Source organism: Arthrobacter pullicola, from assembly GCF_014836875.1.
GTDB lineage: Bacteria > Actinomycetota > Actinomycetes > Actinomycetales > Micrococcaceae > Arthrobacter_B > Arthrobacter_B pullicola.
Genome location: NZ_JACSQC010000002.1, coordinates 536,588 through 549,459 on the forward strand (window position 1 = coordinate 536,588; position 12,872 = coordinate 549,459).

Sequence of the window (12,872 nt, forward strand, 5' to 3'; positions counted from 1 at the left end):
TTCCTGATGACTGCCCTGCTTCCACCCAGGCCGCCGGCGCACCCGGACGCATCCGTTGAGGACCGTCCGGCGCGCGCCGGCCGCCCGGCACGCACACCCCGCCCCGGCCTGGCCTGGACCCTGCCAGCCACGGTGTTCTTCCTGCTGTTCGCCGTGATCCCGCTGATCGCCGTCGTAGTGCTCTCCTTCATGAGCTGGCGCGGCATCGGCGAACCGAAGTTCGTGGGAATGGAGAACTGGCAGGAGCTCGCCGGTGACCCGGTGATGCTCAAGAGCCTCTGGCTGAGCCTGCTGTTCATTGTGCTGGGGGTACTCACCCAGACGCCGGTGAGCATGCTGCTTGGTGTCTGGGCGGCCGGACCTCAGCGCAACCGTGCGGTGCTCAGCGCCATTTACTTTGTGCCGCTGCTGCTCTCCTCAGCCGCCATTTCGGTACTGTGGCGGGCGCTGCTGGATCCCAACTTCGGCGTGCCGTCCCAGTTCCGCTGGCTCTTCGGCGACGGCAACCTCTTCGGGCACCAGGCCACCGCGGTCGGTGTGATCATCTTCGTGAGCATGTGGCAGTTCACGCCGTTCCATACCCTGATCTACCAGGGTGCCGCGCGGGCCATCCCGCAGGTGCTCTACCAGGCGGCGGAAGTCGACGGCGCCGGACGGGTCCGGGCTTTCTTCAGCATTACCCTGCCCCAGCTGCGCAACTCCATCATCACGTCAGTGATCCTGATGGTGGTCGGCGGGCTCACCACCTTCGAGACAGTCCTGATTCTCACGAACGGCGGGCCGGGCACCGATACCACCATCACCGCCTTCTACATGTATGAACAGGCCTTCCGCCGGTTCGACTTCGGTGTTGGCGCCGCCGTGGCCCTGGTGCTCGTGGTGGTGGCAACCACCATCTCGCTGATCATGGTCAAGGTCTCCGGGTACGACAAGATGCGCAGCACCATGGAAGGGGTCTAGATGCGTACACGCCCCAACTACATTGCCGGTGCCGCCGCCGTCGTCTGGCTCCTGATTGTTGCGCTGCCGCTGTACGTGATGATCGCTGCCAGTGTGCAGACCCGCAGCGGCTTCAGCGCCGGCGGACCGCTGTCCTTCCCCACCAGCTTCACGCTGGAGAACTACGCCGGGGTCTTCCAGAGCGGTTTCGGGCTCTACTTCCTGAACACCCTCGTAGTGACCGGTGGGGTGGTGGGAATCGTGCTGCTGGTGGTCCCGCCGCTGGCCTATGCCATTGTGCGCAGCCAGTCCCGCACCACCACCCTGGTCTTCCGGTTTTTCCTGCTCGGGCTGGCGATTCCAGTCCAGGCGGTAATTGTTCCGATGTTCTACCTGATCAACACGGTGGGACTCTACGACACCCTGCTCGGCATCATTCTTCCCACCGCAGCGTTCGCGCTGCCCATCTGCACCCTGATTCTCTCCGGCACCATGCGGGATATCACTCCGGAGCTGTATGAGGCCATGGCTGTGGACGGGGCCGGGACCTGGCGGACGTTTGTCCGGCTGGTGCTGCCGCTGTCCAAACCCGGTCTTTCCACCATTGCGGTCTTCGCCGCGCTGCAGGGCTGGAACGGCTTCCTGCTGCCGCTGATCCTGACTCAGTCCGAATCGACCCGGGTCATCACCCTGGGCCTGTTCAACTTCCAGACCCAGTACGGAATCAATGTCCCCGGCATCCTCGCCGCCGTGATGCTCTCCATGATTCCTGTGCTGCTGGTGTACCTCTTTGCGCGCCGCGCACTAGTCCAGGGCCTGATGGGCGCTGGCGGAAAGTGACTCATGTCTAACACCACAACCCAGCGCGTTCCCTGGCGGGACGACTCACTCACCCCGGAAGAACGGGCTGATGCTCTCCTGTCCGTGATGACCCTGGAAGAAAAAACCGCGCAGCTGATCGGCGTCTGGGTCGGAGCCTCCGCCGACGGCGCCGAAGTGGCGCCGCACCAGCACGAAATGAACGAACCGCCGGACCTCGAGGCGCTGCTGCCGCACGGCCTGGGCCAGCTCACCCGTCCCTTCGGCACCACCCCGGTCGACGCCGGGGCCGGCGCCCTGTCTCTGATGCGCACCCAGGAGCGGATCGCGGCGTCCAACCGGTTCGGTATCCCCGCGATGGCACACGAAGAGTGCCTGGCCGGGTTCGCAGCCTGGGGCGCGACGGCGTATCCGGTGCCGCTCGCCTGGGCCGCCAGCTTTAATCCGCAGCTCGTGCGCCGCCTGGGGGCTGCCATTGGAACCGATCTGCGCCGGGTCGGCATCCACCAGGGCCTGGCACCGGTCCTGGACGTGGTGCGCGACGCCCGCTGGGGCCGGGTCGAAGAGACCCTCGGCGAGGATCCCTACCTGGTGGGCAGCATCGGCACGGCGTACATCCGGGGCCTGGAAGGCACCGGAGTTGTCGCCACCCTGAAACACTTCGCCGGGTACTCTGCCTCCCGTGCGGGGCGGAACCTGGCCCCGGTATCCATGGGTCCACGGGAATTTGCCGACGTGGTGCTGCCGCCGTTTGAAATGGCAGTCCATGAATCCGGGGTCCGGTCGGTGATGCATGCCTACACGGATACCGACGGCGTGCCTTCCGCGGCCGACCGCTGCCTGCTGACCGGGCTGCTGCGCGAGACCTGGGGTTTCACCGGAACCGTGGTGGCCGATTACTTCGGCATCGGCTTCCTGCAGGACCTGCACGGTGTGGCCGGAACCCGTGGAGAGGCCGCTGCCGCCGCGCTCAAAGCAGGCGTGGACGTGGAACTGCCCACCGTGGATGCGTACGGCGAACACCTGCTCGCGGAGGTGGCCGGGGGCCGGATCGATCCCGGGCTTATCGATCTGGCGTGCCGCCGTGTCCTGGTGCAGAAAATCGGCCTTGGCCTGCTGGATGAGGACTGGACGCCGGTCCCCGAAGTCCTTTCGGGGACCGGCACCGATCTTGGCGCGGTCCAGGGCAGCGTGGATCTGGACCCGCTGGAGAACCGCAGCCTCGCCGCGGAGCTGGCCGAGGAGTCCGTCATCCTGCTCAGCAACAACGGGATCCTCCCGCTGCAGTCCCCCCGCCGCATCGCCGTCGTGGGTCCCAATGCTGAGAACGCCATGGCGTTTCTGGGCTGCTACTCCTTCCCCGCCCACGTCGGATCGCAGTTCCCTGAGATACCGGCGGGCATCGAGCTGCCCACTGTCGCCGCGTCGCTGCGCGCCGAGTTTCCGGACAGCGTCCTTACCCACGTTCCCGGGTGCGGAATCGACACTCCGGACAGCTCCGGCATCGAGGGCGCTGCCGCAGCGGCCCGGGAGGCCGACGTCGTCATCGCAGTCCTCGGGGACCGGGCCGGTCTCTTCGGGCGCGGCACCAGCGGAGAGGGCTGCGACGTCGAATCCCTGGTCCTGCCAGGAGTCCAGCAGCAGCTGCTGGATGCCCTGCTCGATTCCGGCACCCCGGTGGTTGCCGTCCTGCTGACCGGGCGGCCCTACGCGCTCGGCGGAGCAGCTGACCGGGCGGCCGCCGTCGTCCAGGCGTTTTTCCCTGGTGAGGAGGGCGGGCCGGCGGTCGCCCGGGTACTGAGCGGGGCGGTCAATCCCTCGGGGCGGCTCCCGGTCAGCATTCCGGCAACCTCCGGGAACCAGCCGGCCAGCTATCTGGCGGCCCGGCTGGCCGGTCCCACCGACGTGTCCAGCATCGATCCCACACCGGCGTTCGACTTTGGCCACGGACTCAGTTTCACCCGGTTCACGTGGGATTCGTTGTCAGTGGAGTCGGCGCAGACCGGCACCGACGGGCAGGCTGCCGCCTCCCTGCGGGTGACCAATGCGGGAGACCGCGACGGCGTCGAAGTGGTCCAGCTCTACCTGCACGATCCCGTGGCCTCCGTGGTGCGGCCCGTGCAGCGGCTCATCGGCTATGCCCGGGTGCCGTTGCGGGCCGGCGAGTCGGCCCGGGTTAGCTTCACCGTTCCGGCAGACCTCGCATGCTTCACCGGGGCCAGCCTGCAGCGGCTGGTGGAACCGGGGGACCTGGAGCTGCGGTTCGGCGCTTCCAGCACGGACATCCGGCTCACGGCCCGGATCATGCTCAGTGGACCGGTACGCTCAGTGGATCACACCCGGCGCCTGCACTGCGGTGTGGATATCACTGGGATCTAGGAGGACCACATGTATTCGGATCTGCCCGTTGATCAGCTGGCCGGCTACCTGGGCAGCCAGACCGACCCGGCCGGTTTTGACGGCTTCTGGGAGGAGACCCTCGCTGAAGCCCAGAAACATCCACTGGACGTGGTGCTGGAGCCGGCCGCGTCTGCGCTGGGCACGCTCCGGGTGTGGGACGTAACCTTCAACGGTTACGGCGGCGAGAGGATCCGTGCCTGGCTGCGGGTGCCCGCCGAAGCAAGCGGTCCGCTCCCCGGAGTTGTCCAGTTTGTTGGCTACGGCGGCGGCCGGGGCGATGTCCACGAAAACCTGTTCTGGGCGTCTGCCGGGTTTGCCCATCTGCACATGGATACCCGCGGGCAGGGTGCCGACTGGAGCAGGGGCGCGACACCGGACGCTTCCGGGAGTGCCGGACCGCAGGGACCGGGTGTGATGACGCGGGGCGTCACCGACCGCCATACCTACTACTACCGGAGGCTGTATACCGATGCCGTGCGCGCCGTGGAGGCGCTGCAGTCCCTGGACCTGGTGGATTCAAGCCGGTGCGCTGCGGTTGGCGGGAGCCAGGGCGGTGCCATGGCTCTTGCTGCGGCGGCTCTCGCCCCCGGGCTGTCCGCCGTCGCCGCCTATGTGCCGTTCCTCTCCGACCTGCCCCGTGCGGTCCAGATCACAGACGCGTATCCCTACCGCGAGCTGCGCGACTATCTGGCCGTCCACCGGGGACAGCCGGAGCAGGTGATGCAGACCCTGCAGTACTTTGACGCGGTCAACTTCTCCCGGCGGGCCCGGATTCCGGCACTGTTTTCGGTGGGCCTGATGGATGAGGTGACTCCCCCGTCCACGGTGTACGCCGCGTACAACAACTACGCCGGGCCCAAGGAACTGCTCGTGTGGCCCTACAACGGTCATGAGGGCGGCGGAATTGAGGATGAGGTGGCGGCGGCTGGATTCCTGCGGCGGGTGCTGGCGGGAAATCAGGCCCCGGTGAGCCAGTCCGCGGTGAACCGGGCTCCGGAGGTCTTCGCTGGAAGTCCTGCGCCTCAGGATTAGGGATCCTGGGGTTTTTGCTCCTTGAGCTCAACGAAGAACACATGTGTATCCGTGCGTCCGGTGTTCTCGCCTACGTGCTCCTGGGCGGGAAGCCACTGCACGGTGCCGGACGGCAGCTCAACGTCTCGCTGCTTTTCGCCGGAGGTGAGCCTGCGTTGAAAGGCGCTGGCGGTAATCATCACGCTGTCCGGGTGCCGGTGGATGGTGGTCTTCGTCCCGGGTGAATCCCGGTACTCAAGCACGCGCACGCGGTCATTTTCGAAGACCACCCTGTAATTCCGGGGGTTGGACTCAACGGGATCCTGCGCCATAGGTGGAAGGGTATGCCTGCCGGGGGCGGCGCGGCCATAACCTGCCCTGCCGCGGCTCCCCAACGTGCAGATATGGCGACCTCGCGGCGATTCAGCCCACCAGAGCTGCACACTGAGCGCAGTCACCGACCGGGCAAGTCACCAGAACTGCGCACACGACGGCAGGCAACCGGCCAAAACCCGCCATATCGGCACACCCGCGGGCTATAACCCTCAGAAATCGACAGCCATTGAGAGCCCAAGCGCCGCCAGAAGCAGAACGCCCCGGACGGCGATACTCACCCGCCCAGGTTCCCGCTGCTTTTTCGCCCTCGGATTTTGGCCGGAGCTGCGGCGGCGCTTCTTCGTGGTCACAGCCCGGGCCGGCGCCTGGAACTGTGCGGTCTGATCCTGAGGCTCCCCCGGGAGAGGTTCGCCTGCCTGGCAGGTCCCTAGGTGTCTCTCCTCTGGGTGCTCCGCCACCAGCTGGGCGTCCCCTGCCCGGGCGTCCCGTGCCCGGGCATCCCGTGACTGGGCATCCTTGGGACGGGCCGGCAGAACCGGCCAGCGGATGATCAGCCCGGCAACGGCTGCTGCCAGGGCCGCCACGGAAACGGTCCACAGCGCGACCGCACCCGGGGACCCCGGGAACACCAGCCGGAGCATAACCGCCACGAACGCGACTTCCAGCACTGCGGCCAGCAGCGAGCGCCGGCTCAGCGCGGCCAGCCAGCCGTCCGGTTTCCAAGCGGAGACTGCTGTGGAGAGGCAGGACACCGCCACTACCCCGGGGACCAGCCACTGAAGAAGTCCCGTCACAGCGCCCCGCGCAGCAGCTCCAGTGCTGCGTCTTCCTGACCCGAGGAAACGTTGGAGAGCAGCACCACGGCACGGCCGCCGGCCCGGTCCAGGGCCACCATGGACCAGAAGCCGCCGGTCTGCCCGTTATGCCAGGTGATGTCGGGGCCCGCGCTGCTGTCGCCGCCGCTAACGCCAGCGTCTTCTCCACTCCCGGAGGAGGTGACCCAGGCCAGTCCGTAGCTGGTGGAGTCATCGTCCTTCCACTGCGGATCCAGTGAGGCTGTACCGGGTGCCGTTCCATCCAGCTGGGCCTGGGCATAAGCTGCCAGGTCAGCGGCGGTGGACCGGATGCCGCCAGCGGGGGCCGTTCCGTTTGCTGTCCAGGCTCCTTCGCGAAGTCCGCTGGCCGACCGGCCGGTGGGGGCGCCGTCGGGCAGGTTCGCCGCCGTGACCGGTGCGTGGGTGGCCGAAAGCTGCAGCGGAGTGATCAACCGATCCTCCAGAAGGCTCTCCCAGCTTTGTCCGGTCGCCTGTGCGAGGAGCTGGCCCAGGAAGGCGTAACCGAGATTGGAGTAGGCGATGGTGCCGCGGTCATGCAGCGCCGTGTCCTGCGCCTGCTCCAGGACCTCCGCCGGAGAAGCTGTGTACGGGTCCCGGTGCAGGAACTGTCCGGCCAGCAGCGGCTTCCAAGCCCCCGATCCCATGGCCAGTCGCGGCAGCCCGGACCGGTGGCTGGCCAGTTCCGCCAGGGTGACCGTTCCAATCTCCGCGTGTGGGTCCTTCAGCTCATCCCCCAGGATGTCCGCCACCGTGGTCTCCAGCGTGACTTCACCACGCGCTACGGCGTCGGCGAGCAGCGAAGCGGTAAAAGTTTTGCTGACTGATCCGATCTCGAATTCAGTGTGTTCGTCCGCGCCGAATCCGGCGTAGCGGACGCGGCCGCCGTCGATGTAGGCCACGGCGACCTGGTTCGCCGGGTTTTTCAGCAGCGGCCGGATGCGTTCCGCCAGGACTGCGTCCCCGGTGATGTCGGCCGAGAGTCTGGGCCACGGCATCATGCCCAGGCCGCACACCAGGACGACGGCGGCTGCGAGTCCACCTGCCACGACCCGGGGTGTGAGTCTTCGGGATGTATCATTGGTCCGTTTCATGTCAGTTACCCCCGGCAGCAGCGGTAAGAATGGCCAACAGCGGAATGATCCGCGCCGGCGGGATTCGGTAGCGGGAGCGCGAGTGCGGAGCCAGCCAGCCGCGTGCCACCAACTGGTTGACGTGGTGATAGATCTGTCCGGAGGTGCCCGCATCGAGTTCTTCCACCAGTCCGGCGACGGTTTCAATGCCCCCGGCCACGGCTCGGAGGATGGCCAGGCGCATCGGGTTGCCCAAGGCGGCCAGGGACTCGGCGAATTGGGTCCACTCGGTGTCCAGCAGATGTGCGGTTTCCAACCCGTACTGGTATTCAAACGGCTCCCCGGCCGGTGTTGTGGCTGTTCCCGCAAAAAGGACAACGCCGGGATCGGGATAGCGCTCCCGGATACCGTTCAGCACCCAGAAGACGTCGTCCGGGGGCTGCCGGGGATTCTCCGTCCCTGCCCCCTCAGCTTCGAGGGCCGCAACCCGCTCCTCGAGTGCCCGCAGCCGGGCGTCAGCGCTGTCATTCATGCGTCAAGAATTACGTAATTCTTTAATTTCTTCAAGAGTTACTGACAGGGAGTCTTCAAGGCCCGCAGACCGATCACCTCCTCCGTTTGACCACCGCCCGCACCCCGGCGAAAGCGGCTCCCCCAGCCAGGACTCCGGCCAGGACCCAGGGGGCGCCCACGACGATGGGGTCGATCCACTGATGATTCACGTCGGCCCTGCCACGGCCGGCCCGTGAAGCGAGCCCGCCGCGGCGGAACTCGCTCAGGACGCCGGTCTCCGTGATCGGATTGTCCGGACGGAGGGTGGCAAGCGAGCGCACGTGGGGCGCCGAAGGCGTCCACCCGGTCCGCTGCCAGCAGGATCAGCCAGTGCGCGGCCCGGGCTTCGCTGTAGCGCCGGTAGGCGTAGCGGCGTATCCGGCATTAGTCCGTGGTAAAGGTGCAGGTCCGAGCCGCAAATCGCCGCGAGGGTCACGCGGATGATCGCATCATTGGGATGTTCCAGGCGCGGCATGTCTTTTTCTTCAACCCGCACTTTGTACGGGCCGCGGTAAACCATTGCTTCCACTGGTCCTCCTCATCGGCGAGCAGATAGTAAGCAACCTTCACATGCCGGTTTCCCGGTGGTCAACGCCGTCCCGGCGTTGACCACCGGCAGCCGCCATTCCCTGCCGGGCGTCAGTACTGGCGCCGCACCGCCGCCCGATACCGCTCCAGCAGCTCCGGCTCCGGAGCCGCTGTGACCGTTGCCGAATCCTGGGTTTTCCAGGCGGGCCATCCGCCCGAGAGGACTGCCGCGGCCTGCCGGGCAGCGCCGTCGGCCACATATTCCCCTGGCTCGGGAACCTCCACGGGCAGTCCGAGCACGGCGGACAAGGTCTGCTGCATCGCTGCCGAGCGTGCTCCGCCGCCCACCAGAATGACCCGCTGCGCCGCGATTCCGAGACCGGTGACTGCCTGGAAGGCGTCCGCCAGGGAACAGGCCACCCCTTCGAAGGCAGCGCGGGCCAGGTTGGCAGGAGCGTAGTTTGCCAGGGTCATTCCGTGGAGGCTGGCCTTCGCCTCCGGCAGATTGGGGGTGCGCTCCCCCTCGAAATAGGGAATCAGGGACAGTCCGCCCGCCCCGGGCTCCGCAGTCAGGGCAAGGTCCGTCAAGGCGGCCAGCTCAACGCCGAGCACAGCGGCGGTGGCATCAAATACGCGAGAGGCATTGAGGGTGCAGGCCAGCGGCAGGAAATTGCCGGTGGCATCGGCAAACCCGGCCACAAGCCCGGTCGCATCCGCCGTGGGCGCGTCGGCGACGGCGAACACCGTGCCCGAGGTGCCAACCGAGACCACAATGTCCCCCACCCCGGCGCCCACGCCCAGCGCGGCCCCGGCGTTGTCCCCGCTGCCCGGAGCAATAACGGCACCGGCCGGTGTCCGCAGTCCGGCTTCGAGCGGCCCCAGAACCACGGGCAGCACAGGGACATGGCCCAGCGTTGCTTCCAGGACTTCCGGCAGATACTCTCCCGTGGCCGGTGACCAGTAGCCGGTGCCGGACGCGTCGGAGCGGTCGGTCCGCAGCGCGGCCAGGCCGTTGGCTCCGCTCCCCGGTCCGTACCCAGCCAGCCGCCAGGACAGCCAGTCATGCGGCAGGCAGACTGCAGCTGTCCGGGCAGCGTTTTCCGGCTCGTTCTCTGCCAGCCAGCGCAGTTTCGCCGCCGTGATGGACGCGACCGGCACGGTGCCCGACGTCGCCGCCCAGTAGCGCGCCCCGTCCGGGCCGGCCTCGGCAACCAGATTTTCCGCCGCTGCCGCGGACCGGGTGTCGTTCCACAGCAGGGCGGGCCGCACTACGGCGCCGGCTGCGTCCAGGCACACCATTCCGTGCTGCTGTCCGGAGACGGCCACCGCGGCGACGTCGTCAAGTCCGCCGGCAGCGTCCGCCGCTTCATTCAGCGCCCGCCACCAGGTTTCCGGATCAACTTCCGTCCCCGGAGCGTGTCCGGCTGTTCCCTGGCGGTGCAGCGCACCGGTATCGGCGTCGCGGATCACAACTTTGCAGGACTGCGTGGAGCTGTCCACACCTGCGACAAGCGGCATAACTGGCCTTTCCGGTGAGGCACGGGCATCGGTACCCAAAACCTTGGCTGGTAATGAACGACGGGTGCCCAGCCGCCCGTGCGGGGCGGCTGGGCTGTCCCGCACGACGACGGCGCTCCCCGGACTGCAGCGGCGGGAGCCGTCCCGCGGGTGGGTCAGCGGGCGCCGAGCAGATGTTCCAGCGCCAGCTGGTTCAGCCGGACAAAGGCGAAGGAGCGCTGGGCCGCGGCATCGGCGTCGAACTCTTCGAACGCGGCCGGGTCTGCGATCAGTCCGGCGGCCGTTTCCCCGGGCGCCAGGGTGGGCTGGCCCAGCTCAAAGACACCCGAGGTCTCCAGGGCTTCCCGGACCTCCGGGTCGGCACGGAAGGCCTGGGCCCGTTCCTTGAGCAGCAGGTACATGGACATGTTTGCTGCTGCCGAGTCCCAGACGCCGTCGTAGCCATCGGTGCGGGAGGGCTTGTAGTCAAAGTGCCGCGGCCCGTTGTATACCGGCCCGCCGCCCGGGAAGCCGTTCTCCAGCAGATCCACGGTGAAGAAGGCGCTGGTCAGGTCGCCGTGGCCGAAGACCAGGTCCTGGTCGTACTTGATGGACTTCTGCCCGTTGAGGTCGATGTGGAAGAGCTTGCCCGCCCACAGTGCCTGCGCAAGGCCGTGGGTGTAGTTCAGCCCGGCCATCTGCTCATGCCCGGTCTCCGGGTTCAGGCCCACGATGTCCCCGTGCTCGAGTTCGGCGATGAACGCCAGCGCGTGCCCGACCGTGGGGAGGAAAATATCACCCCGGGGTTCGTTCGGTTTGGGCTCCAGCGCGATCCGGAGGTTGTAGCCCTGGTCCTTGATGTAGCCGGCGGCGGTGTCCACGCCTTCCTTCATCCGGTCGAAGGCGGCGGAGAAGTCCTTGGAACCGTCGTACTCCGCGCCTTCCCGGCCTCCCCACATCACGAACGTTTCCGCGCCCAGCTCCGCGGCGAGGTCCAGGTTCCGCAGCACCTTGCGCAGCGCGAAGCGGCGCACGGAACGGTCGTTGGAGGTGAAGCCGCCGTCCTTGAAGACCGGATGGCTGAACAGGTTGGTGGTGATCATGGGAACCTTCAGCCCGGCTTCCTGAATTGCTGACCGGAAACGCTTCAGGATCAGCTCGCGGTCCTGGTTCGAGGAGCCGAATGGAATGAGGTCATCATCATGGAAGGTGACGCCGTAGGCTCCCAGGTCGGCGAGCTTCTGGACCGCCTCGACCGGGTCAAGGGCGGCCCGGGTGGGGGCACCGAACGGATCATTTCCGGTCCATCCCACCGTCCAGAGTCCGAAAGTGAAGTGGTCGGCAGGTGTAGGCGTCGTTGGCATGTGCTGCTCCAAATCGAAAGTCCGAATTAGTTGTGATCCACAACATATCCACGCGTATGTGGGGTGTCAATGGTTTCCCGGGGGACGGCCTGCCGGTTTAGGAGCCCGCAGTTTGCTGTTCCGTGCAACAATCGAACGTCCCTAATCACCGCTCGAAGGATTCCGCGCATGCCGACCAAGCCGGGCAGTGAAAGCATCCGGATCCGGAACCTTTCCCGCGTCCTGGCACTGCTGCACCGCCGCGGGCCCCTCGCCCGCGCCGAACTCACCCGGCTCACCGGTTTCAACCGCTCCACGGTCGGTGCCCTGACCACCGAACTGGCGCGCCTCGGCCTGGCCTATGAAACCGAAGCCCCCGCGGCCGGCCGCGCCGGCCGGCCCAGCCCCCTGGTGCACCCCAATGAGCGGGTTGCAGTGCTCGCCGTCCATCCCGACGTCGACGCCGTGACCGTGGGCCTGGTGGGCCTGGGCGGAACGGTGCACCGGCGGGTCCGCTGCAATGCGGCCAGCCCAAGCGTGCCGGAAACGGTGGACATCACCAAGACCGTAGTGGGCAGCATGGCCTCGGCCCTGGCCGCAATGGACCGGGTGGTCGGCATCGGCGCGGCCGTACCGGGCCTGGTCGACAGCTCTGACGGGTCGGTCCGTCTCGCCCCGCATCTGGGCTGGAAAAACGAGCCGCTGGCGGCCGTACTCAGCTCCGCTCTGTCCCTCCCGGCCTGGGCCGGCAACGACGCAACCCTGGGTACCCTGGCCGAAAGCACTTTCGGCGCAGGTGTTGGCCAGGACAATGTGGTGTACCTGAATGGAAGCGCCAGCGGCATCGGCGGCGGTGCCGTGGTGGGCGGAGTTCCGTTGAGCGGAGCTGACGGGTTCGCCGGGGAGCTGGGCCACACCCTGGTGCGCACCGGCGGCCTGCCCTGCCACTGCGGGCGCCGCGGCTGCCTGGAAACCGAGGTCAACCTTGCCGGCCTGCTCGAAGTACTGGGACTGCAGACCGCTGACCTGGACCAGCTTGAGGCAGCCATGCGTACCCAGGACTCCCCTGAGCTCCGGGAAACCGCCGCCCGGCAGCTGGATCTGCTCGGCGAGGCACTCGTGAACTTCGTGAACATCTTCAATCCACGGACCGTCCTGCTCGGCGGTTTTCTGGGGGTTCTCTGGGCCTTCGATCCGCAGCGGCTGCAGAACATCGTCGCCCAGGGAGCGATCAGCGGGCTGGGCGGGTCGGTGGCCATCCGGCGCGCCGCCCTGGGCGCCGATCTGCTTTTGGTGGGAGCGGCAGAACTCGCCTTTGCGCCGCTGCTGGCAAAGCCTGCGCCCTCCGTGCCGGGTCTGGCGGAAACCCGATAAGTCCGTTCACGAAACACACGGTTTCGGCCGTATGACAATATCCGCGAGCCGAAACGGGCTTTTTCCAGCGCAATCGGCCACACTGGTGGCACACGCGCTCTGGGGGGACGCCGTCGTGCACTGCTGCCTCCTGCCGCGCAGACGAAGGCCGGAGTCCACATACGTTA

Annotated in this window: 12 protein-coding genes and 1 pseudogene; 5 read left to right on the forward strand and 8 right to left on the reverse strand. The window is 67.3% G+C overall.

Going from position 1 to position 12,872, the window contains the following annotated elements; all coding sequences use genetic code 11:
- The first annotated feature begins 6 nt into the window (after nt 1-6).
- From H9638_RS05760 to H9638_RS05775, 4 genes are read left to right on the forward strand one after another with little or no spacing between them, the layout of a single operon-like run.
- Nucleotides 7-960, forward strand: a complete 954-nt coding sequence (locus H9638_RS05760) for a carbohydrate ABC transporter permease (protein WP_191746227.1) — start codon at nt 7-9, stop codon at nt 958-960.
- Nucleotides 961-1,779 carry a carbohydrate ABC transporter permease gene (locus tag H9638_RS05765; RefSeq protein ID WP_191746228.1) on the forward strand — a complete coding sequence of 273 codons (819 nt, stop codon included), beginning with the start codon at nt 961-963 and terminating at the stop codon, nt 1,777-1,779.
- 3 nt (nt 1,780-1,782) lie between these two features.
- A complete protein-coding gene (locus H9638_RS05770) occupies nt 1,783-4,137 on the forward strand; it encodes a beta-xylosidase/alpha-l-arabinosidase (protein WP_191746229.1) in 2,355 nt (784 codons plus the stop codon).
- 9 nt (nt 4,138-4,146) lie between these two features.
- Nucleotides 4,147-5,190: an acetylxylan esterase gene (locus H9638_RS05775; RefSeq protein ID WP_191746230.1), complete on the forward strand. Its 1,044-nt coding sequence runs from the start codon at nt 4,147-4,149 to the stop codon at nt 5,188-5,190.
- Here H9638_RS05775 and H9638_RS05780 read toward each other — a convergent pair.
- The 8 genes and pseudogenes from H9638_RS05780 to xylA all read right to left on the reverse strand — a co-directional run bounded on the left by H9638_RS05780 (nt 5,187) and on the right by xylA (nt 11,352).
- The gene (locus tag H9638_RS05780) at nt 5,187-5,501 is read right to left on the reverse strand and encodes a cupin domain-containing protein (protein ID WP_191746231.1); all 315 of its coding nucleotides are present in this window, start codon (nt 5,499-5,501) and stop codon (nt 5,187-5,189) included. The two genes, H9638_RS05775 and H9638_RS05780, sit on opposite strands and share 4 nt — an antisense overlap.
- A 213-nt stretch (nt 5,502-5,714) precedes the next feature.
- A complete protein-coding gene (locus tag H9638_RS05785; protein WP_191746232.1) occupies nt 5,715-6,299 on the reverse strand; it encodes a hypothetical protein in 585 nt (194 codons plus the stop codon).
- A complete protein-coding gene (locus H9638_RS05790) occupies nt 6,296-7,387 on the reverse strand; it encodes a serine hydrolase domain-containing protein (protein WP_191746233.1) in 1,092 nt (363 codons plus the stop codon). Before H9638_RS05790 ends, H9638_RS05785 begins: the two co-directional genes overlap by 4 nt.
- 46 nt (nt 7,388-7,433) lie before the next feature.
- Nucleotides 7,434-7,943: an ArsR/SmtB family transcription factor gene (locus tag H9638_RS05795; protein ID WP_191746234.1), complete on the reverse strand. Its 510-nt coding sequence runs from the start codon at nt 7,941-7,943 to the stop codon at nt 7,434-7,436.
- 73 nt (nt 7,944-8,016) lie between these two features.
- Complete coding sequence (locus H9638_RS05800; protein WP_225217121.1) at nt 8,017-8,244, reverse strand: hypothetical protein; 228 nt, start codon at nt 8,242-8,244, stop codon at nt 8,017-8,019.
- A gap of 92 nt (nt 8,245-8,336) precedes the next feature.
- Nucleotides 8,337-8,492 (reverse strand): annotated as a pseudogene (locus H9638_RS16800) (glutathione-dependent formaldehyde dehydrogenase); the annotation flags it as partial.
- 110 nt (nt 8,493-8,602) lie between these two features.
- Nucleotides 8,603-10,009: a xylulokinase gene (locus H9638_RS05805; RefSeq protein WP_191746235.1), complete on the reverse strand. Its 1,407-nt coding sequence runs from the start codon at nt 10,007-10,009 to the stop codon at nt 8,603-8,605.
- Between the two features lie 155 nt (nt 10,010-10,164).
- A complete protein-coding gene (gene xylA, locus H9638_RS05810; RefSeq protein WP_191746236.1) occupies nt 10,165-11,352 on the reverse strand; it encodes a xylose isomerase in 1,188 nt (395 codons plus the stop codon).
- A 168-nt stretch (nt 11,353-11,520) separates the two neighbouring features.
- Between xylA and H9638_RS05815 the strand changes: the two genes are divergently transcribed.
- Entirely contained in the window at nt 11,521-12,705 is a 1,185-nt protein-coding gene (locus H9638_RS05815; RefSeq protein ID WP_191746237.1) for an ROK family transcriptional regulator, read from the forward strand.
- Nucleotides 12,706-12,872: the final 167 nt, after the last annotated feature.